At 52.2% G+C, this 20,549-nt stretch carries 20 protein-coding genes and 1 rRNA gene; 2 read left to right on the top strand and 19 right to left on the bottom strand.

Annotated elements, in window-relative coordinates:
* Positions 1-10 precede the first annotated feature (10 nt).
* The 17 genes from D3A97_RS10910 to D3A97_RS10830 all read right to left on the bottom strand — a co-directional run bounded on the left by D3A97_RS10910 (position 11) and on the right by D3A97_RS10830 (position 17,073).
* Entirely contained in the window at positions 11-1,456 is a 1,446-nt protein-coding gene (locus D3A97_RS10910; protein ID WP_119078549.1) for a complex I subunit 4 family protein, read from the bottom strand.
* Between the two features lie 24 nt (positions 1,457-1,480).
* The gene (gene nuoL / locus D3A97_RS10905) at positions 1,481-3,379 is read right to left on the bottom strand and encodes an NADH-quinone oxidoreductase subunit L (protein WP_119078548.1); all 1,899 of its coding nucleotides are present in this window, start codon (positions 3,377-3,379) and stop codon (positions 1,481-1,483) included.
* A gap of 24 nt (positions 3,380-3,403) precedes the next feature.
* Positions 3,404-3,721 (bottom strand): NADH-quinone oxidoreductase subunit NuoK, encoded by a 318-nt coding sequence (nuoK, locus tag D3A97_RS10900; protein WP_119078547.1) that lies wholly within the window; start codon positions 3,719-3,721, stop codon positions 3,404-3,406.
* Positions 3,722-3,733: 12 nt separating this feature from the next.
* Positions 3,734-4,225 (bottom strand): NADH-quinone oxidoreductase subunit J family protein, encoded by a 492-nt coding sequence (locus tag D3A97_RS10895; RefSeq protein WP_119078546.1) that lies wholly within the window; start codon positions 4,223-4,225, stop codon positions 3,734-3,736.
* 7 nt (positions 4,226-4,232) lie between these two features.
* Positions 4,233-4,748, bottom strand: a complete 516-nt coding sequence (gene nuoI / locus D3A97_RS10890) for an NADH-quinone oxidoreductase subunit NuoI (RefSeq protein WP_119078545.1) — start codon at positions 4,746-4,748, stop codon at positions 4,233-4,235.
* Between the two features lie 93 nt (positions 4,749-4,841).
* A complete protein-coding gene (gene nuoH / locus D3A97_RS10885; protein WP_198673956.1) occupies positions 4,842-5,891 on the bottom strand; it encodes an NADH-quinone oxidoreductase subunit NuoH in 1,050 nt (349 codons plus the stop codon).
* Between the two features lie 8 nt (positions 5,892-5,899).
* Entirely contained in the window at positions 5,900-6,997 is a 1,098-nt protein-coding gene (locus D3A97_RS10880; RefSeq protein WP_119078544.1) for an NADH-quinone oxidoreductase subunit G, read from the bottom strand.
* Positions 6,998-7,052: 55 nt separating this feature from the next.
* Complete coding sequence (gene nuoF, locus D3A97_RS10875; RefSeq protein ID WP_119078543.1) at positions 7,053-8,420, bottom strand: NADH-quinone oxidoreductase subunit NuoF; 1,368 nt, start codon at positions 8,418-8,420, stop codon at positions 7,053-7,055.
* A gap of 157 nt (positions 8,421-8,577) precedes the next feature.
* Positions 8,578-9,075, bottom strand: a complete 498-nt coding sequence (locus tag D3A97_RS10870; RefSeq protein ID WP_119078542.1) for an NADH-quinone oxidoreductase subunit NuoE family protein — start codon at positions 9,073-9,075, stop codon at positions 8,578-8,580.
* Between the two features lie 108 nt (positions 9,076-9,183).
* Positions 9,184-10,401, bottom strand: a complete 1,218-nt coding sequence (locus D3A97_RS10865) for an NADH-quinone oxidoreductase subunit D (protein WP_119078541.1) — start codon at positions 10,399-10,401, stop codon at positions 9,184-9,186.
* A gap of 27 nt (positions 10,402-10,428) precedes the next feature.
* Complete coding sequence (locus D3A97_RS10860; RefSeq protein ID WP_119078540.1) at positions 10,429-10,950, bottom strand: NADH-quinone oxidoreductase subunit C; 522 nt, start codon at positions 10,948-10,950, stop codon at positions 10,429-10,431.
* Positions 10,951-10,966: 16 nt separating this feature from the next.
* Positions 10,967-11,530: an NADH-quinone oxidoreductase subunit B gene (locus D3A97_RS10855; protein WP_119078539.1), complete on the bottom strand. Its 564-nt coding sequence runs from the start codon at positions 11,528-11,530 to the stop codon at positions 10,967-10,969.
* A 39-nt stretch (positions 11,531-11,569) separates the two neighbouring features.
* The gene (locus tag D3A97_RS10850) at positions 11,570-11,965 is read right to left on the bottom strand and encodes an NADH-quinone oxidoreductase subunit A (protein ID WP_119078538.1); all 396 of its coding nucleotides are present in this window, start codon (positions 11,963-11,965) and stop codon (positions 11,570-11,572) included.
* Positions 11,966-12,176: 211 nt separating this feature from the next.
* The gene (locus tag D3A97_RS10845; protein ID WP_157986477.1) at positions 12,177-13,898 is read right to left on the bottom strand and encodes a tetratricopeptide repeat protein; all 1,722 of its coding nucleotides are present in this window, start codon (positions 13,896-13,898) and stop codon (positions 12,177-12,179) included.
* A 255-nt stretch (positions 13,899-14,153) separates the two neighbouring features.
* A complete protein-coding gene (locus D3A97_RS10840; protein ID WP_157986476.1) occupies positions 14,154-15,872 on the bottom strand; it encodes a tetratricopeptide repeat protein in 1,719 nt (572 codons plus the stop codon).
* 65 nt (positions 15,873-15,937) lie between these two features.
* Positions 15,938-16,858: a PstS family phosphate ABC transporter substrate-binding protein gene (locus D3A97_RS10835; RefSeq protein ID WP_119078535.1), complete on the bottom strand. Its 921-nt coding sequence runs from the start codon at positions 16,856-16,858 to the stop codon at positions 15,938-15,940.
* 35 nt (positions 16,859-16,893) lie between these two features.
* Entirely contained in the window at positions 16,894-17,073 is a 180-nt protein-coding gene (locus D3A97_RS10830) for a hypothetical protein (protein WP_157986475.1), read from the bottom strand.
* Positions 17,074-17,418: 345 nt separating this feature from the next.
* Between D3A97_RS10830 and D3A97_RS10825 the strand changes: the two genes are divergently transcribed.
* Together D3A97_RS10825 and hisS are read left to right on the top strand one after the other, a co-directional pair.
* Positions 17,419-17,850, top strand: coding sequence for a low molecular weight protein-tyrosine-phosphatase (locus D3A97_RS10825; protein WP_119078533.1), 432 nt, complete (start codon positions 17,419-17,421; stop codon positions 17,848-17,850).
* Positions 17,851-17,879: 29 nt separating this feature from the next.
* Positions 17,880-19,232, top strand: coding sequence for a histidine--tRNA ligase (gene hisS, locus D3A97_RS10820; protein ID WP_198673955.1), 1,353 nt, complete (start codon positions 17,880-17,882; stop codon positions 19,230-19,232).
* 87 nt (positions 19,233-19,319) lie between these two features.
* Here hisS and D3A97_RS10815 read toward each other — a convergent pair whose 3' ends face one another.
* Both D3A97_RS10815 and rrf read right to left on the bottom strand, forming a co-directional pair.
* A complete protein-coding gene (locus D3A97_RS10815) occupies positions 19,320-20,276 on the bottom strand; it encodes an SDR family oxidoreductase (RefSeq protein WP_119078531.1) in 957 nt (318 codons plus the stop codon).
* 156 nt (positions 20,277-20,432) lie between these two features.
* Positions 20,433-20,544: ribosomal RNA gene (gene rrf / locus D3A97_RS10810) — 5S ribosomal RNA — on the bottom strand.
* Positions 20,545-20,549: the final 5 nt, after the last annotated feature.

The following is a 20,549-nucleotide window of genomic DNA, read 5'->3' as shown; positions in this document are numbered from 1 at the left end:
CTATTTTAAATTATTTCATCCATGCCGTTGCGTTCACAATGGCCGTGGTACTCTGCACCAGCTCCAGTAAAGGTTTGGGGTACACGCCCAGGAAAAAGATAACAGCGATGATAGCGCCCGCGGCCAGCAGCTCCCCTGTTTTCAGGTCTGCCGTGGTGGCCGTGAGCGTATTGGCTTCCCCGAAGATCACTTTCTGCAGCATGTTCAGCATATACACGGCGGCCAGTATAATGGCCACACAAGCTACCGCGGCAAACCAGGGGTTGTACTGGAACAGCCCGCTGAACATCAGGAACTCGCCAATGAACCCGTTGGTAAGCGGCAGAGCAATATTGGCCAGGCTTATTACCACCAGCACAATGGCCAGCTTGGGCGCATAGGTGGCAATGCCGCCCATTTCCCGCATATCCTTGATGCGGAGGCGATCCTGTATCACTTCTACCACTATCCACAAACCGATGATGTTGATGCCGTGGTTGAACATTTGCACCTGCACGCCCTGCATGCTCTGCTCGTTGTTCGCAAAAATGGCCGCGCTCATCAGCCCGATGTGGGCAATGGAAGAGTAGGCTATCAGGCGTTTGAAATCAGACTGCATAATGGCAATGCAGGAGGCGTAGATGATACCGGTCACAGACAGCACAATGGCCGCTTCCTGCCACATGTAAGCGCCCTGGGGCAGTACCGGCAGCAGCCAGCGGATCACGCCGAACAGGCCCATTTTCACCATAATACCGCTCAGCACCATGGTAACCGGCGTGGGAGATTGTTCGTAGGTATCTGGCTGCCAGGTGTGGAAGGGGAATACCGGCATTTTGATGGCAAAGGCCACAAAAAAGAGCCAGAACAACCAGGACTGTTCCTGCGTGCTGATCTGCAGGGAGGTAAAGGCCGTCCAGCTGAAAGAATGGTCAGGCGTCTGGAAATAGATATAGATAATGCCGACCAGCATCAGCAGGGAGCCGGCAAAAGTATATACGAAGAACTTGAAGGTAACCGGCACGGCCCTTTCGCCGCCCCACATGGAGCAGAGGAAGTACACGGGAATAAGCGCCAGCTCCCAGAATACGTAGAACAGCAGCGCGTCATAAGCGGTAAACACGCCAATGAGGCCGGCCTGGGACAGCAGCATGAGGCCGTAAAACGCGCCCGGCCGGTCATACTCCCTGTTGTACACCGTGATGAAGATGAGCGGGAAAGAGATGGCCGTGAGCAGGCACAGCATGGTGCCCATTCCATCCAACCCTACATTGAACTGGCTGCCCAGCTGGGGTATCCAGCTTTGGGTAAACTGCAGGCTTTCCGGCGCAGCGCTGAACTGCTGCCAGGCAATGACCGCAACTACCAGTGAGGCAAAGGATGATAACAAGCTGAATACCTTGGCAGACGGCCCTTTCAGCCCGAACGTGACCAGCCCTGTTATCAAAGGAATCAATATGAGTAATACTGTCAACATATCTTTATCTTAATCCGCTATCTATTATAAAAACAAACTGATCACCAGCAATACCACCATGCCTATCACCATGGCAAAAATGTAGAAGCCTACCTGCCCGTTCTGCAGCAGCCTCACGCGGCCGCTGCCCCATTTCACCCCGCGGCCCACGCCGTTCACCAGGGCATCTATGCCCGCCTTTTCCACCATGTTCTGGAAGAAGCCGCTGAGCGCCATCAGGGGTTTTACAATGATGGCATCGTACAGTTCGTCTACATACCATTTATTCTCCAGCACTTTTGCAATACCGGTGTTTTCTGTACCGGCATCCTGGTAGTTGCTGAATTTGCCGCGCGCCCACAGGATCATAACGATCACCAGGGCGGTGCTCAGGCCCATCAGCCCCCACTCCAGCGCATGGCTGAGGTGGTGCGCATGCAGGTAAGGCGCGGAAGGCGCAAAGATGGGGGAAAGGTATTCCGCCAGGAAGTGCGGTACGCCAAATACCTCCGGCATGCCTACATAACCGCCTATCACAGACAATACGGCCAGCACTATCAGGGGCAGGGTAATGGCCGCGGGACTTTCATGCAGGTGATGTTCCTGCTCATGGGTACCGCGGAATTTGCCGCTGAAGGTGATGTAGTAGAGGCGGAACATATAAAAAGCCGTCATCAGCGCGCCCAGCAGCGCCAGGGCGTACATGATCTTGTTATAGCCAAAGGTGTGGGCCAGTATTTCGTCTTTGGAGAAGAAACCGCTCAGGCCCGGTATGCCGGCAATGGCCAGGCAACCGATCAGGAAGGTGATGTTGGTAACGGGCATCCATTTTTTGAGGCCGCCCATTTTGCGGATGTCCTGCTCACCGCCCATGGCATGTATAACAGAGCCGGAACCGAGGAAGAGCAGGGCCTTGAAGAAGGCATGCGTCATTACATGGAATACCGCGGCCGTGTAAGCACCAACGCCCAGGGCCAGGAACATGTATCCCAACTGGCTTACCGTGGAGTAGGCCAGCACCTTTTTAATATCGTTCTGTTTCAGTGCTATGGAAGCCGCCAGCAGTGCGGTAGCCAGGCCTATGATGGCAATAATGGCCTGGATGCAGGGAGCCAGCGAATAGATCACGTTGCTGCGGGCCACCATGTAGATACCCGCGGTTACCATGGTAGCGGCGTGAATGAGGGCAGACACCGGGGTGGGGCCCGCCATTGCGTCTGGCAGCCAGGTGTACAGCGGTATCTGCGCTGATTTGCCCATGGCGCCGATGAACAGCAGCATGGCAATGGCAAACAGCACAGTGCTGCCGGTGCCTATACCGGGTACCTGTGCAAACACCTCGGTAAAAGTAACGGAACCGAACTGCTGGATGAGCAGGAAGATGCCGAGCAAAAAGCCGAGGTCTCCAATGCGGTTCATGATGAACGCCTTGTTGGCGGCCTTGTTATAGTCAATGTTTTTGAACCAGAAGCCGATGAGCAGGTAAGAGCAAAGCCCCACTCCTTCCCAGCCAATGAACATCATCACATAGTTGGCGCCCAGCACCAGTATGAGCATGGAGAACACGAACAGGTTGAGGTAGGCAAAATACCGGGCAAAACCCTCGTTGCTTTCCTCATGCATGTAGGAAGTGGAGTAAATGTGAATGAGCGAGCCCACGCCGGTAATGATGAGCAGGAACAAGGCGCTCAACTGGTCTACCTGGAAGGCAAAGGGAATGTGCAGGCTGCCTACGTTAATGAAATCGAACAGCGTAACCACCTGCGGCGCAAAGCCAGGGGTACGCACTTCAAAGAAAATCAGCAAACTGATCACAAAAGCCGCTACCACACTTCCGCTACCTATCACGCCTGTCAGCGATTTAGATAAATACCTCCTGCCCAATCCATTGATCAGGAACCCTAACAACGGTAAGAACGGTACCAGCCAAACAAGATGTATCATCGATCTATACTATTTTTAAATTCCTTAGTTTTTCAATCTGCTGAGAATATTGATGTCTACCGAATGGGTATTGCGGTACATCATCACAATAATGGCCAGGCCTACGGATACTTCCGCGGCGGCCACCACCATCACAAAAAACACGAACAGCTGCGCGGAGGCGGCGTCTACACGGCCGGCATCCACCCACATTTTGGAAAAAGCCACCAGCAAAAGGTTCACGGCGTTGAGCATCAGCTCTATGCACATGAAAATAATGATCGCGTTCCTGCGCATCAATACGCCCATTACGCCTATGCAGAACAGGGCAATGCTGAGGAAAATGTAATATTGAACCGGCATCGAGATAATTTTTTATTTTTTACCAATCACTACGGCCCCTACCATGGCGCTGAGGAACAGTACGCTGCTCAGCTCAAAAGGCACTACATAGCTGGTGAACAATGTTTTACCCAGGTTGGCCACCAGGCCTATTTCTGTGGAGGTGGACTGAATAGCGGGCATACTGGCATCGCGCAGGGCGGCCACCAGTACCAGCAGCAGCGCGCCGCCGCTGATAGCGCCGGCATATTTCAGCCAGTTGCGTTTCTGCGGTTCTATTTCCGCGTTCAGGTTCATCATCATCAGCACAAAAAGGAACAGCACCATAATAGCGCCCGTGTAAACAATGAGGTGCACCACAAAGAGGAACTGTGCGTTGAGCATAATGTAATGCCCTGCAATGGCCACAAAGCAGGTGATCATGCACAACACGCTGTTAACGGGGTTCCTGCTCAGTATCACTCCCAGCGCCGCAGCAATGGCTATGGCGGAAAGCACAATAAAAATAATCTGTTGTATACCCATTATTGCTTTACTTTTTTACCGTGATTGGATTTTTAGGATCGGGGATCAACAGATCATCTTTTCCGTAAATAAATCCTTTACGCTGATAATTGGCCGGAGCAAAGGTTTCGGTCATATAGATGGCCTGTTTGGGGCAGGCTTCTTCACAGAAACCGCAGAAAATGCAGCGCAGCATGTTGATCTCGTAACGGGCGGCATACTTCTCTTCACGGTACAGATGCTCTTCACCGGGCAGGCGCTCCGCGGCTTCCATGGTAATGGCCTCCGCGGGACAGGCTACTGCGCACAAGCCGCAGGCCGTGCAGCGTTCGCGCCCTTCTTCATCCCTGTTGAGGACGTGCAGGCCGCGGAACACGGGGCTGAAAGGCCGTTTCTCTTCAGGATAGTTTACCGTGGCCTTCTTTTTGAATATATGCGAAAGGGTGATGCCCATGCCTTTTGCAATAGCCGGCAGGTACATTTTCTCCCAGAATGTCATGGGCCTCCTGTCTACCGGTTGCGCCCTGTTGGTTAATGTTTGCATATAATAAGTTTCAACAGTGTGTAATGTCTTTTTCCTGTCTGTTGGAATATTCCTGCCATGCATGCATATTTCAACAATTCAATCAATTATCGTTTATCCCTGGCGATATAATATCACCGCGCCGGTTACCAGCATGTTCAGCAGCGCCAGGGGGATCAGCACGTTCCAGCCCAGCTTCATCAACTGGTCATAACGGAAGCGCGGAATGGTCCAGCGCACCCACATGAAGAAGAAGATGAAGATGAAAGTTTTAAGGAACAGCGCTATAATACCCAGTATGGTCACCATATTGGGGCTGAGGCCCAGGCTGTCCATAAAGGGGAAGGAATAGCCGCCGAAGTACAGGGTGGCCATCAGCGCGGAGCTGATGAACATGTTGATGTATTCGGCAAAGAGGTAGAAACCGAGTTTCATGGAAGAATACTCCAGGTGGTACCCGCCGTTCAGCTCGTTCTCCGCCTCGGGCAGGTCAAACGGCGTACGGTTACACTCCGCGAAGGCGCAGATCAGGAATATCAGGAACCCCAGCGGCTGCAGCAGCACAAACCAGACGCCGTCCCGCTGTTGTTCTACAATGTCTTTCAGGCTAAGGGAACCGCTGATCATGAACAGGGCAATCAATGCCAGGCCCATGGGCAGCTCGTAGGAAATTACCTGGGAGGCGCCACGGCAGGCGGCCAGCAGGGAAAATTTGTTGTTGGACGCCCAGCCCCCGATCATGATGCCATATACTCCCATGCCCAGCACCGCAATGATCCACAGTACGCCGATGTTCACATCCGCTACCTGCAGGCTTATTTGGCGGCCGGCAATGGTGAGCACGTCTCCCCAGGGTATTACCGCGCTGGTGAGGCAGGCCGCCAGCATGGCTATGGAAGGGCCTAATATAAAGAGGAAGCGGTTGGCGGTGGCGGGAATGATCTCTTCCTTGAAAAAGAGCTTGCCCCCGTCTGCCAGCGGCTGCAGGATACCGAAGGGCCCGGCGCGGTTAGGGCCGCGGCGGTCCTGTATCCAGGCGGCCACTTTACGTTCGCCATAAGTCTCGTACATGGCTATCAGCAAAGACACACCCAGTACTGCGGATATGAGCAGAATTTTTTCGATAACAAAAGCCCAGTCAATTGCAATGGTAAGTAAGGTCATATCTCGCTTTATTGAACGCCGTTAATTTTTGGAAAATCTGTAGAATGGGCCGGCCCGTCTATCTTGCTCAGGTCTACCGAAGGCTGGTTCACCTCGCTCACGCTGTGAATGTTCATCAGCAGTTTCGGGTCCCGGCCGCTCATTACTTCCCGGATGGTCTCATGCGGTTTGTGTACGCCTACATAGTGCCCCTGTGAAATAACGCTGTGGCGCGAAACTTTGCGGGGGCCTTCCACTACCCAGTCTTTCGCCTCTTTTTTCTCAAAACGGCAGGTATCGCAGATAAACTCTTCCACTTCCCCGTACTTGTCTTTACGGGCAGTAACGCGGAAAACCTCGTCCCCACGCATCCACAGCACGGTTTTGCCGCAACATTTATCACAATCGCGGTGTGCGTCTACCGGCTTCAGGAACCATACGCGGTTCTTGAAGCGGGCCGTTCTGTCTGTAAGCGCGCCTACCGGGCATACGTCAATTACGTTGCCTATAAAATCATTGTCCAGAGAATTTTTGATATACGTGCCGATCTCGGAGGCCTCGCCACGGTTGAGCACGCCGTGCTCCCGTTTGTTGGTGAGCTGGTCTGCGGTGAACACACAGCGGTAGCACAGGATGCAGCGCGTCATGTGCAGCTTGATGTGATCTCCTATATCTATTTTCTCGAAAGTTCTGCGTTTAAATTCGTAGCGGGTAGCTTCTGTGCCATGCTCATAGCTGAGGTCCTGCAGGTCACACTCCCCGGCCTGGTCACACACGGGGCAATCCAGCGGGTGGTTGAGCAGCAGGAACTCTACTACGCCTTTGCGGGCGTCCAGCACTTCGGGAGAAGTGATGTTGGCCACTTCCATCCCGTCCATGACGGTGGTGCGGCAGCTGGCCACCAGCTTGGGCATGGGGCGCGGGTCCGCATCGGAGCCTTTAGACACTTTTACCAGGCAGGTACGGCATTTACCGCCGCTTCCCTGCAGCTTTGAATAATAACACATGGCCGGCGGCACAACGTCGCCTCCTATTTTCCGTGCGGCGTTCAGGATGGTAGTGCCCGGCTCCACCTCAACCGGAATGTTATCTATCGTAACCTTGAATAATTTCTTTTCTTCCGCCATTGTACTAAAACTTTGCATTCCCCGGAAAGCCATTCACCGGGTGAACATTTTTATATTAAACGGCAGCAGCCGCAGCTACTACCGGCAAGGGATCTGCATAATGTGCCAGCCCGAAGTTGTGGCGCTGCGCTTCTTCCGGGTTATTCACATGCCATTCGAACTCGTCACGGAAGTGACGGATGGCAGCGGCCACGGGCCAGGCAGCGGCATCACCGAGAGGGCAGATGGTATTGCCTTCGATCTTGCGCTGGATGTCCCACAGCAGGTCTATATCGCTCATTTTACCTTTACCGTTCTCGATGTTCTGCAGCACGCGCTTCATCCAGCCGGTGCCTTCGCGGCAGGGGCTGCACTGGCCGCAGCTTTCATGATGGTAGAAGCGGGCCAGGCTGAGGGTGTGGCGTACCACGCACTGGTCTTCGTCCAGCACAATAAATCCGCCGGAGCCCATCATGGAGCCGGTGGGGAAACCGCCATCGTTCAGGCTTTCGTACGTCATCATGCGCTGTTCGCCCTTGGCTGTTTTCAGCAGCAGGTTGGCCGGCAGAATGGGTACGGAAGAACCGCCGGGGATGCAGGCCTTCAGGCGCTTGCCGTCAGGGATGCCGCCGCAGTATTCTTCAGAATAAATAAATTCTTCTACCGAAATGGTCATGTCTATTTCATACACGCCGGGCTTGTTGAGGTTGCCGCAGGCAGAGATGAGCTTGGTACCGGTAGATTTGCCGATGCCTATTTTAGCGTACTCATCGCCGCCGATATTGATGATGGGCACCACGGCCGCCAGTGTTTCCACGTTGTTCACCACCGTAGGGCATTGCCACAGGCCTTTTACGGCCGGGAAGGGCGGCTTGATGCGCGGGTTGCCGCGTTTGCCCTCCAGCGACTCAATCAGCGCCGTTTCTTCGCCGCAGATGTAGGCGCCGGCGCCGCGCTGCACGTAAATATCCAGGTCAAAACCGCTGCCCTGGATGTTTTTGCCCAGCCAGCCGTTCTTATGTGCGTCCTTGATAGCTTCCTCCAGGATATCGGGTATCCAGGCGTACTCGCCGCGGATGTATATATAGGTACGGTTAGCGCCCAGGGCAAAGCTGGAGATGAGCAGCCCTTCAATGAGCAGGTGAGGCAGAAACTCCATCAGGTACCGGTCTTTGAAAGTGCCCGGTTCTGATTCGTCTGCGTTGCATACCAGGTAGCGGGGCACGCCTTCAGGCTTGGCCAGAAAACTCCATTTAAGGCCGGTAGGGAAGCCTGCGCCGCCGCGGCCGCGCAGGCCGCTCTTTTTCACTTCTTCCGTTACCTGGTCAGGGCTCATGTTCTTCAGGACTTTCTCAGCAGCGGCATAACCGCCGTTTTTCCGGTATACGTCGTAGTACCGGATGCCTTCTATATGCGCCTTGTCTAACAGTAATTTACGTCCCATTTTCTCGCTTTATATTGTCTGTTCCTTATACGGAACAAGATTTTTTTTGCTTCCGCGCTGCACCGGCAGGGCGGATATGTTGTTGTTCCCGGCGGGGAGCTTGCTATTGCGCGTCCGTTGCGTTGCACGCTTCAGCGGCAACGCGCTGCCCGGCGGTTCAGTTACCGGCTTGCGCGCGGCACTCGGCAATGATCTGGTCTACCCTTTCTCTGGTAAGGTGTTCCTTGTAAAACTTCCCGAGCTGCATCATCGGCGCGTAGCCGCAGGCGCCCAGGCACTCTACCGTTTTGAGGGTGAACATGCCGTCTGCCGTGGTTTCCCCAGCTTCAATACCCAGCTTCTCCTTGATGTAGGCAATGATGTTATCAGAGCCGTTTAACATGCAGGGGCCGGTCTGGCATACCTCAAAAAGGTATTTGCCCACCGGCTTCAGGTTATACATGGAGTAAAAGGTGGCCACTTCGTACACTTCAATAGGCGTGATCTGCAGCAATGCGGCCACATAGTCCATTGTTTCCGCACTCAGCCAGCCGCCGAAAGATTCCTGCGCCAGGTGCAGCACGGGGATCAAGGCGCTTTTTTGCTTCCCTTCCGGGTAGCGCGCAATGATTTCTTTTACTTTATTCAGCTTCTCTTCAGAAAATTGAACGGCCATTTATCAAACGCTTTATTTTATTGATCTTCAAATGTTCCCTGATCTGTCTGCATCCGCCCTGAGGGGAAAAAGAACTTTCACGGGTATGTTCACCGGCAGCGGTACAAGTTATGCATCCAGCTCTCCGGCTATCAGGTTGAGCGAGCTCAGGCAAATAATGGCATCGCTCAGCATAGCCCCTTTCACCAGTTCAGGATAGGCCTGGTAATAAACAAAACAGGGCCTGCGGAAGTGCAGGCGGTAAGGAGAACGTCCACCATCGCTGATGAGGTAGAAGCCCAGCTCGCCGTTGGCGCCTTCCACGGGGTGATACAGCTCACCCGGTAATATCTCTGACTCGCCCATCACTATTTTGAAGTGATAGATGAGCGCTTCCATTTTCGTATATACATCATCTTTATCAGGCAGGTAGTACGCGGGCACGTCTGCGTGGAACACATCTTCCGGCAGCGTTTTGAGCTTGTCCATGGCCTGGCGGATGATGCCGAGGCTTTGCCACATTTCCGCGTTGCGCACCAGGAAGCGGTCATATGTATCGCCCGTGGTGCCTACGGGGATGGAGAACTCAAAATCCTGGTAAGAACTGTAGGGATTGGCTACGCGTACATCGTAATCCACACCGGCCGCTCTCAGGTTGGGGCCGGTAAAGCCATAGTTCATAGCCCTTTCCCCGGTTATTTTGCCCACACCCTGTGTACGCTCCATAAAAATACGGTTGCGGGTGAAGAGGTTTTCAAACTCTTTCAGCACATCGGGATATTCTGCCAGGAACTTTTCAATTTTCTGGAAGGCGGCCGGCGTAAAGTTCCTTTCAAAACCGCCTACGCGGCCAATATTGGTAGTGAGGCGGGAACCGCAGATCTCTTCATAGATCTCGTACACCAGCTCCCGGTACTGCATTACGTACAGGAAACCCGTAAAAGCGCCGCTGTCTACCCCTATTACGGAGTTGCAGATCAGGTGGTCTGTAATACGGGCCAGCTCCATGATGATCACACGCAGGTAATCCACCCTTTTGGGGGTCTGGATGCCCAGCAGTTTTTCTACCGTAAGGTGCCAGCCAATGTTATTGATGGGAGCAGAACAATAGTTCAGGCGGTCTGTCAGGGGTGTGACCTGGTAATAGGGCCTGCGCTCCGCAATTTTCTCAAATGCACGGTGAATGTACCCCACGGTAGGCGTGGCGGATACAATGCGCTCACCGTCCAATTCCAGCACATTCTGGAACACCCCGTGCGTAGCGGGGTGCGTAGGTCCCAGGTTGAGCGTATTGGTCTGCTTCTCTATGGAGCCTTCCGGTAATTTTATATGTTGCTGCTCTGACATAATCCTAGCTAAATAAAATTCAATTGATTAAATCCCCACGTTCCCGCCGCGGCCAAACATTTCGTCATCCTTATCCACACGCGTCTGGTCTTCCAGCGGAAATTCCTTGCGCATGGGGAAATAGTCCATCTCGTCTACATTCAGGATGCGTACAAGGTTGGGATGCCCCACGAAGTCCACACCAAAAAAGTCGTACGTTTCCCGCTCCATCCAGTTGGCGCTGGAAAAGAGGCTGGTGGCCGTATAAACCTGCGGCGTTGTTATATCTGTAAACACTTTGAAGCGCAGGCGCACATTATCAACAAAATTGTGCAGGTGGTACACCACGGCCAGCTCCGCTCCTTTCTGGTTGGGGTAATGTACGGCCGTAAGGTCTGAGAGGAAACGGAACTGCAGGTCCTCTTCATCATAAAGGAACTGCATTACCTTAAGGTTCAGCTCTTTCGGCGCGTGAAAGGACATCATGCCGAAAGCCTCTTCAAAATTCGTCAGCACATCGCCAAACTTCTCTGCCAGCCTGTTTTTTATATGCTCGTTCGTCAAAGACATGTATAAGCTATTAACGTTATTCTATTCCGTATGAGTTCATCAGTTCTTTATACCGGTCTGTATGGCGGCGGCGCAGGCTTTCCTGGCCTACCAGGTCCTGAATGCGCATCACACCGTCCAGGATGGCCTCCGGGCGGGGCGGGCAACCGGGCACATATACGTCTACCGGTATCACCTGGTCTATACCCTGCAGTACGGAATAGGTATCAAAAATACCGCCGCTGCTGGCGCATGCGCCTACGGCAATTACCCAGCGGGGCTCTGCCATTTGCAGGTATACCTGGCGTAAAACAGGGGCCATTTTTTTGGCAATGGTGCCCATCACCATCAGCAGGTCGCATTGGCGGGGCGTAAAACCCAGCCTTTCCGAGCCGAAACGGGCCAGGTCGTAATGTGCCGCCATGGTGGCCATAAATTCAATGCCGCAGCAGGAAGTAGCGAACGGCAATGGCCAAATGGAGTTTTTACGTGCCAGGCCAATCACTTTATCGAAAGAGGTGGCAAAAAACCCTTCACCGGTCAAACCTTCCGGCATTTCCACCAACTTCACTTTATTGTTAAACTGAACAGGACGAGACATATCTTTACCCTCCTTCTTATTAATAGTTAACTTAATTCATTAATCTTCCCAACGCAGGGCGCCCTTCTTGATAATATAGAAGAAACCTCCCATAAAGAAGGCTACAAAGGCCACTACAGCCATAAAGCCTTCCCACCCCAGTTCCCTGAAATTAACAGCGTACGGGTAGAAAAAGATCACCTCCACGTCAAATAACACGAACAAAATAGCAGTGAGAAAGTACTTGACAGCCACTGGCTGGCGGGCGTTGCCCATTTGCTCAATGCCGCTCTCGAAGTTGATCAGCTTGTCGCTGGTTTTACGTTTAGGGCCGAGTAAATGTGTGGCCAGCATGGTTATTCCTACAAAACCCAGCGCCGCAATCAGTTGTAAAACGATAGGGAAATAACTGAAAGAAGTGGTATTAGCAGTCAAAAAATCAGAGGCAAAAAACATAAGCTTCCCATATAAATTGTCCGAAAGCGCAAAAATACTGCAAGTAAAGCATAATTCAAATCGACGATGATGGAAAATCTAATCTTTTTTTTGTATATGTAATATAATAAGATATGAATGATTGGGTTTCCGGGGTTTCTGCCGCTCACAAAAACGGTAACGCCCCCGGGAGCTTCCGGAGGCGTTACGATAATAAATTACTGATATTCAGCTATCTGCCGGCTTTTGGCGCGGCGGCCTTGCTGGCCATTACGTCTTTGATCTGCTTCAGCGGCTCGCTGGCAGGGTCAAGCGGGGCCAGTTTATCCATGAATTTTTGCATATTGGCCTTGTCATCCTTGTTATAATAGTACACCATCATGTACGTGTACGCCTTGATGAGGCCGGCCTTGTTTTTCACCGGGTCGGTCTCGGCCAGGGTGAGGTATTTTTCAAAATACGGAAGGGCCACGCCTGTTTTGGCCTCCACATCATTGGCGGCGGCCGCCATGCCCCGCCAGTAGTGCCCCGTAGTAAGGTCGGGGAACTCGGTAGCCAGTTTGCCGAAGGCGGCGGAAGATTTGGCCAGCATGGTGGTATCAATGGTTTCGCCGGCGGAGGCCAGGTAGTAGTTAAGGCCTACGTTGTACCAGTCAATGGCGCCCGGCTTCTGTTTTTGTTCCACCTTCAGGTCTGCGAACTTCTGGTACCACTCCCCTGCCTTGGCAAACAACCGGGCCTCATTGAAGGCTTTTGCCACACTTTCGTACCGGTCAAGGTCTTTCACCGTATCAGCATTGGCATATTGCTCCAGGTATTCCAGTGATAGCTGGCTGTTTTTTGCCTGGGTAGCGGAATCGGTGCTTTTCAAACGGCTGTAGATCTCAGCGCCCAGCTTATAGTCAATGGGCTCCAGCTTGTCTTTCCCTACCTTGCCAACGTATTCGTCAAACGACTTCTGGGCGTTCAGGGAATCGCCTTTTTGCAGGTAAGCATCTGCCACCAGGCGTTCCAGCTTCATTTTATACCCCTCATTGGCCTGCGGGATCAGCCCTTTGGCCTTTTCAATGGCGGAATCGTAGTCCTTGTCCAGGAACATAATGGACGCCAGGTAGTATTCATTGGTTACCCGGTCTCCCTGGTCTGCCAGTGACAGGTACTTCTGCAGGTATTCCTTGGCTTTGGCCAGAGAGAACTGCCGCGGGCGGGGGGTGTAGTAAAACTGGTACAATTCGTAGAACGCGGGGGCGTAGTTAGGGTCCAGCTGGGTGGCACGGGCATATTCCGCCACCGTTTGCTCCAGCAGTTTGGCATTGTAGTTAACATGCCCCTGTTTCACTACGGCTTCTGCGTTCTTGGCGTCCAGCTCAAGGGCTTTTTCGTAAGCAGTAATGGCCTTACCGCCGTTTTCTCCGCCCAGGTAACGGTAAGCGTCACCCAGTTCTATATAGTCTGCCGCGGTGGGCGTATACTGGTCTCTCTTTTTCACCCCTTCATTGTTCAGCAGGGTTTCCATCACTTTGAGGGCAAACTGTTTGTCTCCTCCTTTCACTTCTGTATTGGCATCCGCAATGGCGCGGGCCACATCCCCGTTTTTGCCTTTGGTGGCGGTATTGGCCGCGTCAAATTTCTGACGGGCGGCCGCGGCGTCACCGTTCAGCAGGTCTATACGCCCCATGCCCGCCGTTAACAGGGGAGAATTGGGTACGGCCTGCAGCCCTTTCTGAAAGGCGGCGGCAGCGCCGGTCTTATTTTCCAGCCCCAGTTCAGCTACGCCCAGGTAATAGTGCGCCCGTTCTTCATTAGGCTTGCCGGCTATCACCTTCTCGAAATCCTGTTTAGCTGCGGCAAATTTGCCGTAGTACAGATTTTTAAGCCCGTCTTCTATAGATTGAGCCATAACCCCGCCAGCCATGCAAAGCAGGGCAATTACGGTACTGATACACTTCTTCATGGTTTTAGTTTTAATCCGTTAAAACCTGCCGCCCTCTTGGCCTTATGCGGCAGTATGGGTTGTATGCTCTAAAAAACATGCCAGAATGGTAGGGGTTTTATGTATAGGAGCGGTTAGCCCATTGCTGAATTTACTTATTTATTCCGGTAATAACAATGCAGGAAAAGTTAATTTTTGGCCGCCCGGGAGGGGCTGGCGCAAAAAAAGCAGCGCCCGGAAGAGCGCTGCTTTTTATGTCAGAAAAATGTCCTTTTCTTATTTGCTGCCTTTGGTGCCGGCTGTTTTAGCCTCACTGTTGGCAGATTTGTTGGATGCTTCCAGGAACTCTTTTACCTGGCGGGCGGCATCATTGCTCGGGTCAATTGCTACCAGCTTGTCCATATAAGGCTGCATGCTGGTTTTATCGTCCAGGTTGTAATGATACAGCATCAGGTAGGTGTAGGCATTTACGAGGAAGCGTTTGTGTTTGGCTTCCTCTTCCGGTTTCACCAGGGAAATGTATTTTTCAAACGCTTCCTTGGCTTTACCTTCTTTGGCCTGGTTGTCTTGCGCAAAGCCTGCCATTCCCATCCAGTAGAAGCCGGTGAGCTGCTCAGGGTACTTGGTGGTGAACTCTGCCCAGGTAGCCTGGGATTTCGGGTAATCCTGCGCATAGTACTCGTAGTAGGCTTTGTAGAAGTGGTCCTGTACGGCGCCGGGGTTGTCTTTAAACTCCAGTGCGCGGCCATACCATTCTGCGGCTTTAGCCCAGTTGCGCATTTCCTTGAAAGATTCTGCCACGTTGCGGAATTTTTCAGCGTCTTTGGCGGTATCTGCCTCGGCGTACCTTTCCAGGTAGCCCCCCGCTTTGGTCTGGTAATCTGCCATGGTAGCGGAATCTTCCGTTTTCAGTTTACCATAGATGGCGCTGAGCAGTTTGAGATCGTTCGGCTCCAGTTTATCATCGCCTACAATTTTCACGCGTTCGTCCATCAGGGTTTTGGCGGAGAGGGAATCTCCTTTCTGCAGGTGCGCGTCAGCGGCCAGCAGGGTGAGTTTACCTTTATATACGTCATTGGCGGAGGCCATCAGGGACTTTGCCTTGCTGATAGCGGCGTCATAATCTTTCTGGTAGAAAGAGATAGCAGCCAGGTAGTATTCGTTCTTGATCTTGTCTGAAGGATCGCCCACTTCCACATATTTCTGGAGGTATTTGGCGGCGTGCGGCAGGGAGAACTGCTCCTTGCGCTGGGTGATGTAGAACTGGTACAGTTCAAAATAGGCGGGCGCATAATTTGCGTCCATGTTGGTGGCTTTGGTCCAGTCACCTACAGCTTGCTGCAGCAGGCGGGCGTTATAGTTCACCATGCCTTGTTTGGTTACGGCTTCGGCGCTGTTGGCATCCAGCTCCAGCGCTTTTTCGTAAGAGTTGATGGCTTTACCGCCGTTCTCGCCACCGAGGTAGCGGTAGGCATCGCCCAGCTCAATATAGTCAGCCGCGGTAGCGGTATACATCTGCCTTTTTTTACGGCCTTCGTTGTTCAGCAGTTTTTCCATGGTGCTGAGCGCGTAGCCGCGGTCTCCGCCTTTCACTTCCGTGTTGGCGTCCGCAATAGCGCGGGCCACATCGCCATCACGGCCTTCGGTGGCGGTGGAAGCGGTTTCAAACTTCTGTTTGGCTTCTGCTGTTTTCCCGTTGAGGAGATCGATACGGCCTAAGCCTGCGGTAAGCAGGGGGGAGTTGGGAACGGCTGTGAGACCTTTGGTGAAGGCTGTTGCTGCTGCGTCTTTGTTTTCCAGACCCAGTTCGGCAATACCAAGGTAATAATACGCGCGGTCGTCCGTCGGTTTGGCAGTAATCGCTTTTTCAAGATTCTGCTTCGCGGTTTGGTATTTGCCATAATACAAATCCTTCAAACCATCTTCCACAGATTGTGCCATGGCTCCGTTGGCTATGCAGAGCATGGCAACAAATAAACTGTTCCTTCTGTTCATGAGCAATCCGGTTTTAGTTGTGTTATCAGTGTTTATTGTTTAAAAGTTGATATGCAAGACAGGCGCTATTTTAAGGTAGCCTCCCTGAAAACAATGTTCAGTCTTGCCGGATACAATTTATACCTGCCTATCAAAAGTTGGCCTTCCTGACCGCCGAGGAAAGTGGCAAACCCCGCGCCCAGGCCTTGATAGGGTTCTTTCAGCACATAAAACATGCCCCTTGTGAGGGGATAAGATTTCATGCCTATATAAAACTGGTACGGTTTCACAAAATCACTAAAGCCATCAGCCCGCAGTTTCACGGTGGTCACTTTCTCATTAAAGTCGATCACCTTCGGGTCACTGGTATCTGATATCCAGTTGACCCCGATCACGCCCATGGCATTTTTATTTTTCGTTACATAGTCGATCACTTCGGGATTGGTTTTGGCAGCCATGGTACTGGCCGGCAGCGGCGCTCCCTTGTTGATGGAATCCTGTATGAAACGCACGGTGCTGGAATTCTGATTGTCAAAAACGATCTGCCAGGGCCTGGTTGCCTTACCCGCCATAATTTCCCGCACCTGGTCCATGGTAAGAATGGAGTCAGGGTTGGCATTGTTGACGATCAGGGCCACCGCATCCGTTGCCAGCTGCATACTTTGCGGGCGGATCTTTTCCTTTTTAAAATATTCAACTTCATCCGCTTTGAGATCACGCGTTACGATGATCATACGCGCGCTGTCATTAAAAAGATCTTTAAAGCAGTCTGCCTCCGGCTTGTACTCGGCAATGATCTTCGTTTTTGGGTACAGGGACTGGAATACTTTTATTTCGGCTTCGATCAGCGGCTGGTAGGTTTCATCCACAGATATACGGATGGTGCCTGACGTGGCTGTGTCTTGTTCTGCTCCGTTCTTTGTTTGTCTTTGTGTGCAGCCGGCTGTTACTAAGATAATACAGCTCACTGCAAACACCACGCTCTTCAGCTTTTTATTTAAAAACATACGCACTGTCTAAAGTAGTGACAAAAATAATCAGGTCAGAAAAATAATTGTTTGATCCCCCTGTACACACGATACAGCCCATACGCACACAAAATGCCGCCCAATGCATAGATCAGTTCCTGCGGAAGGCTGAGCTTGCCCCAACCCATGCGTTCTGCCAGCAGTGCATATAGTCCAAAAACAATAAAAAATAAGCCTCTTATCAATTCTCCCATAGGCCGGTATGAGATATTCCGCCTTCTATTCGTGCTATCGTGTTCCTGTTGCATTGTCGGTAAATTACAAGTATACAAAAAAAATTGTTTTCATTCAGTTATAGAAACTTTATTCGTTTGTTAAAATCCAGTGCCGGCCGGGCTCCGGGATGCTGACAGGAAGATGCAGGCGGGGGCAAATTCCATATGGCAGGATATTTTTAACATATGCAAGGCGTTGAAATGCATTGCAGACTTCCCCGAAAATTCGGTAGGTTTGCGCTGGTAAAAACAAGGGATCGCCTTTCCTTTAAAGGCAAGTAAGCTGCTGATACACAGTATTTTATCCCTTTATATTTTTTAACGATGAGAATTTTGATGGTTTGCCTCGGCAATATTTGCCGGTCTCCCCTGGCAGAGGGCATCCTCCGCCACCTGGCCGCACAACAACAACTGGCCTGGGAAATTGACTCCGCGGGTACGGGTAACTGGCACGTAGGCCACCCGCCAGACCGCCGTTCCATACAGGTAGCCCGCCTTCATGGCATAGACATCTCCGGCCTGCGGGGCCGGCAGTTCCAGCCGGAAGATTTTGACGCCTTTGACCAGATCTATGTAATGGACCTGGACAATTACCGCGACGTACTGCGGAAAGCCCGCAGGCAGACAGACCGTGACAAGGTACAATTATTGCTGGAACACCAGCAGCCCGTACCGGACCCCTGGTATGACGATGCGCTGTTTGAGCCTGTGTACCAGCTCATTTACAATGCCTGCGAACGGATAGTGAAAGGCTGATGATTACTAACAACTGATTCCTGATTATAATGACAAAATTAAGCATCCCGCAAGGTACCCGCGATTTCGGGCCTGAGGTAGTACGCAAACGCAACTATATTTTTGCCACCATCCGTAAAACCTTTGAGCTGTACGGCTTTCAGCCGCTCGAAACGCCGGCTATGGAAAACACCTCCACCCTGCTGGGGAAATATGGCGAAGAAGGCGACCGGCTGATATTCAAGATACTTAACAACGGTCCGCAGATATACGGACAGGCGCAGTTGGCCAAAGACGCCCATGAACTGGGGCTGCTGCTTTGCGAGAAAGCCATGAAATATGACCTCACCATTCCCTTTGCCCGGTACGTGGTGATGAACCAGGGCAAACTGGTACTGCCGTTCAAACGCTACCAGATCCAGCCCGTATGGCGTGGAGACCGGCCGCAGCGGGGCCGCTACCGCGAGTTTTATCAGTGCGACGCGGACGTGATAGGCAGCAACTCGCTGCTAAATGAAATAGAACTGTTGAAAATTTACGATACCGTACTGACGGAACTGGGGCTAAAAGGCTACCAGCTCAAGATCAACAACCGCAAAATACTGACGGGGCTGGCGGAGCTGGTGGGACGGCCTGAGCTGATGACGGATATTACCGTGGCCATAGACAAGCTGGACAAAATAGGTGACAGCGGGGTGCGGCAGGAACTGGCCGAACGGGGCCTGCTGCCGGCTGAAATTGACACCGTTATGAACTTTATTGCCGTTGATGGCAGCAATGAAGAAAAACTTGAAAAGCTCGGCCAGCTGCTAGCCGGTTCCGCAACCGGCCTGAAAGGCGTAGAGGAACTGCGGTACGTTGCAGGCAGCCGGTTCACCACCTTCCATGAAGCACCCGTGATCGACCTTACGCTGGCGCGCGGCCTGAACTATTATACAGGCATGATCGTAGAAGTAAAAGCCCCGGCCAGCGTGAACATGGGCAGTATTGGAGGCGGCGGGCGCTATGACGACCTTACCGGCCTGTTTGGCCTGCCGGGCATCTCCGGCGTAGGTATTTCTTTTGGTGTAGACCGTATTTATGATGTACTGGAAGAGCTGCAGCTATTTCCCGCTGCAGCGCAGCAGGGTACGCAGGTACTTTTCTTTTATCCCGGAGAAAGCAGGATGGCAGAGGCTTTCGATTATGTTATGCAGATGCGCGGTAAAGGTGTGATAACTGAACTGTACGCGGAAAACATCAAGCAGGACAAACAATACAAGTACGCGGAAAAGCGTAACATTCCTTTTATTGCTTACCTGGAAGACAATGAGCCGGGCACGATCTTTATCAAAAATATTCCCGGGAAACAGCGGTTCGCCATCAAGCCGGAAGAGCTGGCGGCGTTTGACTTTGCCGGTTAATAACGTAGAAATATCTGAAGAGGGGTACCCTTAACTGGTACTCCTCTTTTTATTTCTCCTGCCCCATCGTGACGGGTAACCGTATCTTTAGCTCCATTCTGTTTCTCCTATCTTTGCTCCGGAAAGGAAGCGCCAGTAGCTGTAAAACTCGTTATCACAGCGTTTGTATTGGTATTTGGGAATGGTGTTCTGCACATAACGCCCCCAGTGTGGGCTGTTACCATCAATATCTTTAAAGCCATACTCGTCTGAAAGGTCCCACGAGCTGAATACATGCCCGTTCTTGGCGGCTACATTGGCGTCTGCGGCCAGTGCGGCGGCAGCGCGGCCAACAAAATAAGGGGTTTCAGAGGCTATGAAGTTGGGATCTACTTTGGTGCCGTCTTTCCAGTTGGCCTCGGTAACGCCTTTGTATTCAAGCATCGCTTCCGAGCGGAGGTAACCCGGTGTGAGGGCAACGGTGGTAATACCGGAGCCGTCCAGTTCTTCAGCCGTACCAAAAGCCAGGCGGATAATGGATGTTTTCACCAGGTCATAAAAAAGTTGCCCGCGGTAAAAGTAACCGTCTCCGTCCGTGATCTCCAGGATGAGGCCGCTGCTCTTTTCCAGCATGAGGGGAATGGCGTATTTGCTGGTGATGATGTGCGTGTCTATAGCCTGGCGCATCATTTTAAAGCCGTTGGCAAGGTCTGTTTCCCAGAACTTTTTGCCCCAGGTCATTAATTCATCCCCTCCCCACACATCATTCACGAGAATGTCCAGTTTGCCCGCTTCTGTTTTGATACGGCGGATAAGGGCGGCCACTTCGTCCTCTTTGCTATGGTCCGTTCTGACAGCGATGCCCTTTCCTCCGTACTGGCTGACCATTTCCGCCGTTTCATCAATAGTTTCGGGACGGTGGCTGCCGGAGGCAAGGTTACCGCGTGTACTGCGCCCGGAACAATATACGGTTGCGCCGGCTTCTCCCAGCATACATGCAATGCCCCGGCCGGCGCCGCGGGTAGCGCCGGCTACCAGTGCTATTTTACCTGCTAATGGTTTCATGATGAAAAAGTTAGGTGATGGTGAAGGTAGGGATTTACTACGCAGGGTATGTGCGTAGTGCGGGGCGGGGGTGCAGCCTTTTAGGGGTAAAAGGCGCATGAACGTTATAAAAACAAAAAAGCCTTACCAGTTACCCGGTAAGGCTTTTTCCAATAAATATGGCAGCTACCTACTCTCCCGCATGATAGTGCAGTACCATCGGCCATGAGGGGCTTAACTTCTCTGTTCGGAATGGGAAGAGGTGAACACCCTCGGCAAAACCACCATAAGATC

The sequence above is a fragment of the Chitinophaga alhagiae genome (genome assembly GCF_003568665.1).
GTDB lineage: Bacteria > Bacteroidota > Bacteroidia > Chitinophagales > Chitinophagaceae > Chitinophaga > Chitinophaga alhagiae.
Note: the sequence above shows the minus strand (reverse complement) of the source record. Positions and strands in the feature narration are given on the sequence as shown.

Coding starts and splice junctions, on each gene's coding strand:
- D3A97_RS10910 (WP_119078549.1), bottom strand. CDS start 1,456: ATGTTGACAGTATTACTCATATTGATTCCTTTGATAACAGGGCTGGTC.
- nuoL (WP_119078548.1), bottom strand. CDS start 3,379: ATGATACATCTTGTTTGGCTGGTACCGTTCTTACCGTTGTTAGGGTTC.
- nuoK (WP_119078547.1), bottom strand. CDS start 3,721: ATGCCGGTTCAATATTACATTTTCCTCAGCATTGCCCTGTTCTGCATA.
- D3A97_RS10895 (WP_119078546.1), bottom strand. CDS start 4,225: ATGGGTATACAACAGATTATTTTTATTGTGCTTTCCGCCATAGCCATT.
- nuoI (WP_119078545.1), bottom strand. CDS start 4,748: ATGCAAACATTAACCAACAGGGCGCAACCGGTAGACAGGAGGCCCATG.
- nuoH (WP_198673956.1), bottom strand. CDS start 5,891: ATGACCTTACTTACCATTGCAATTGACTGGGCTTTTGTTATCGAAAAA.
- D3A97_RS10880 (WP_119078544.1), bottom strand. CDS start 6,997: ATGGCGGAAGAAAAGAAATTATTCAAGGTTACGATAGATAACATTCCG.
- nuoF (WP_119078543.1), bottom strand. CDS start 8,420: ATGGGACGTAAATTACTGTTAGACAAGGCGCATATAGAAGGCATCCGG.
- D3A97_RS10870 (WP_119078542.1), bottom strand. CDS start 9,075: ATGGCCGTTCAATTTTCTGAAGAGAAGCTGAATAAAGTAAAAGAAATC.
- D3A97_RS10865 (WP_119078541.1), bottom strand. CDS start 10,401: ATGTCAGAGCAGCAACATATAAAATTACCGGAAGGCTCCATAGAGAAG.
- D3A97_RS10860 (WP_119078540.1), bottom strand. CDS start 10,950: ATGTCTTTGACGAACGAGCATATAAAAAACAGGCTGGCAGAGAAGTTT.
- D3A97_RS10855 (WP_119078539.1), bottom strand. CDS start 11,530: ATGTCTCGTCCTGTTCAGTTTAACAATAAAGTGAAGTTGGTGGAAATG.
- D3A97_RS10850 (WP_119078538.1), bottom strand. CDS start 11,965: ATGTTTTTTGCCTCTGATTTTTTGACTGCTAATACCACTTCTTTCAGT.
- D3A97_RS10845 (WP_157986477.1), bottom strand. CDS start 13,898: ATGAAGAAGTGTATCAGTACCGTAATTGCCCTGCTTTGCATGGCTGGC.
- D3A97_RS10840 (WP_157986476.1), bottom strand. CDS start 15,872: ATGAACAGAAGGAACAGTTTATTTGTTGCCATGCTCTGCATAGCCAAC.
- D3A97_RS10835 (WP_119078535.1), bottom strand. CDS start 16,858: ATGTTTTTAAATAAAAAGCTGAAGAGCGTGGTGTTTGCAGTGAGCTGT.
- D3A97_RS10830 (WP_157986475.1), bottom strand. CDS start 17,073: ATGGGAGAATTGATAAGAGGCTTATTTTTTATTGTTTTTGGACTATAT.
- D3A97_RS10825 (WP_119078533.1), top strand. CDS start 17,419: ATGAGAATTTTGATGGTTTGCCTCGGCAATATTTGCCGGTCTCCCCTG.
- hisS (WP_198673955.1), top strand. CDS start 17,880: ATGACAAAATTAAGCATCCCGCAAGGTACCCGCGATTTCGGGCCTGAG.
- D3A97_RS10815 (WP_119078531.1), bottom strand. CDS start 20,276: ATGAAACCATTAGCAGGTAAAATAGCACTGGTAGCCGGCGCTACCCGC.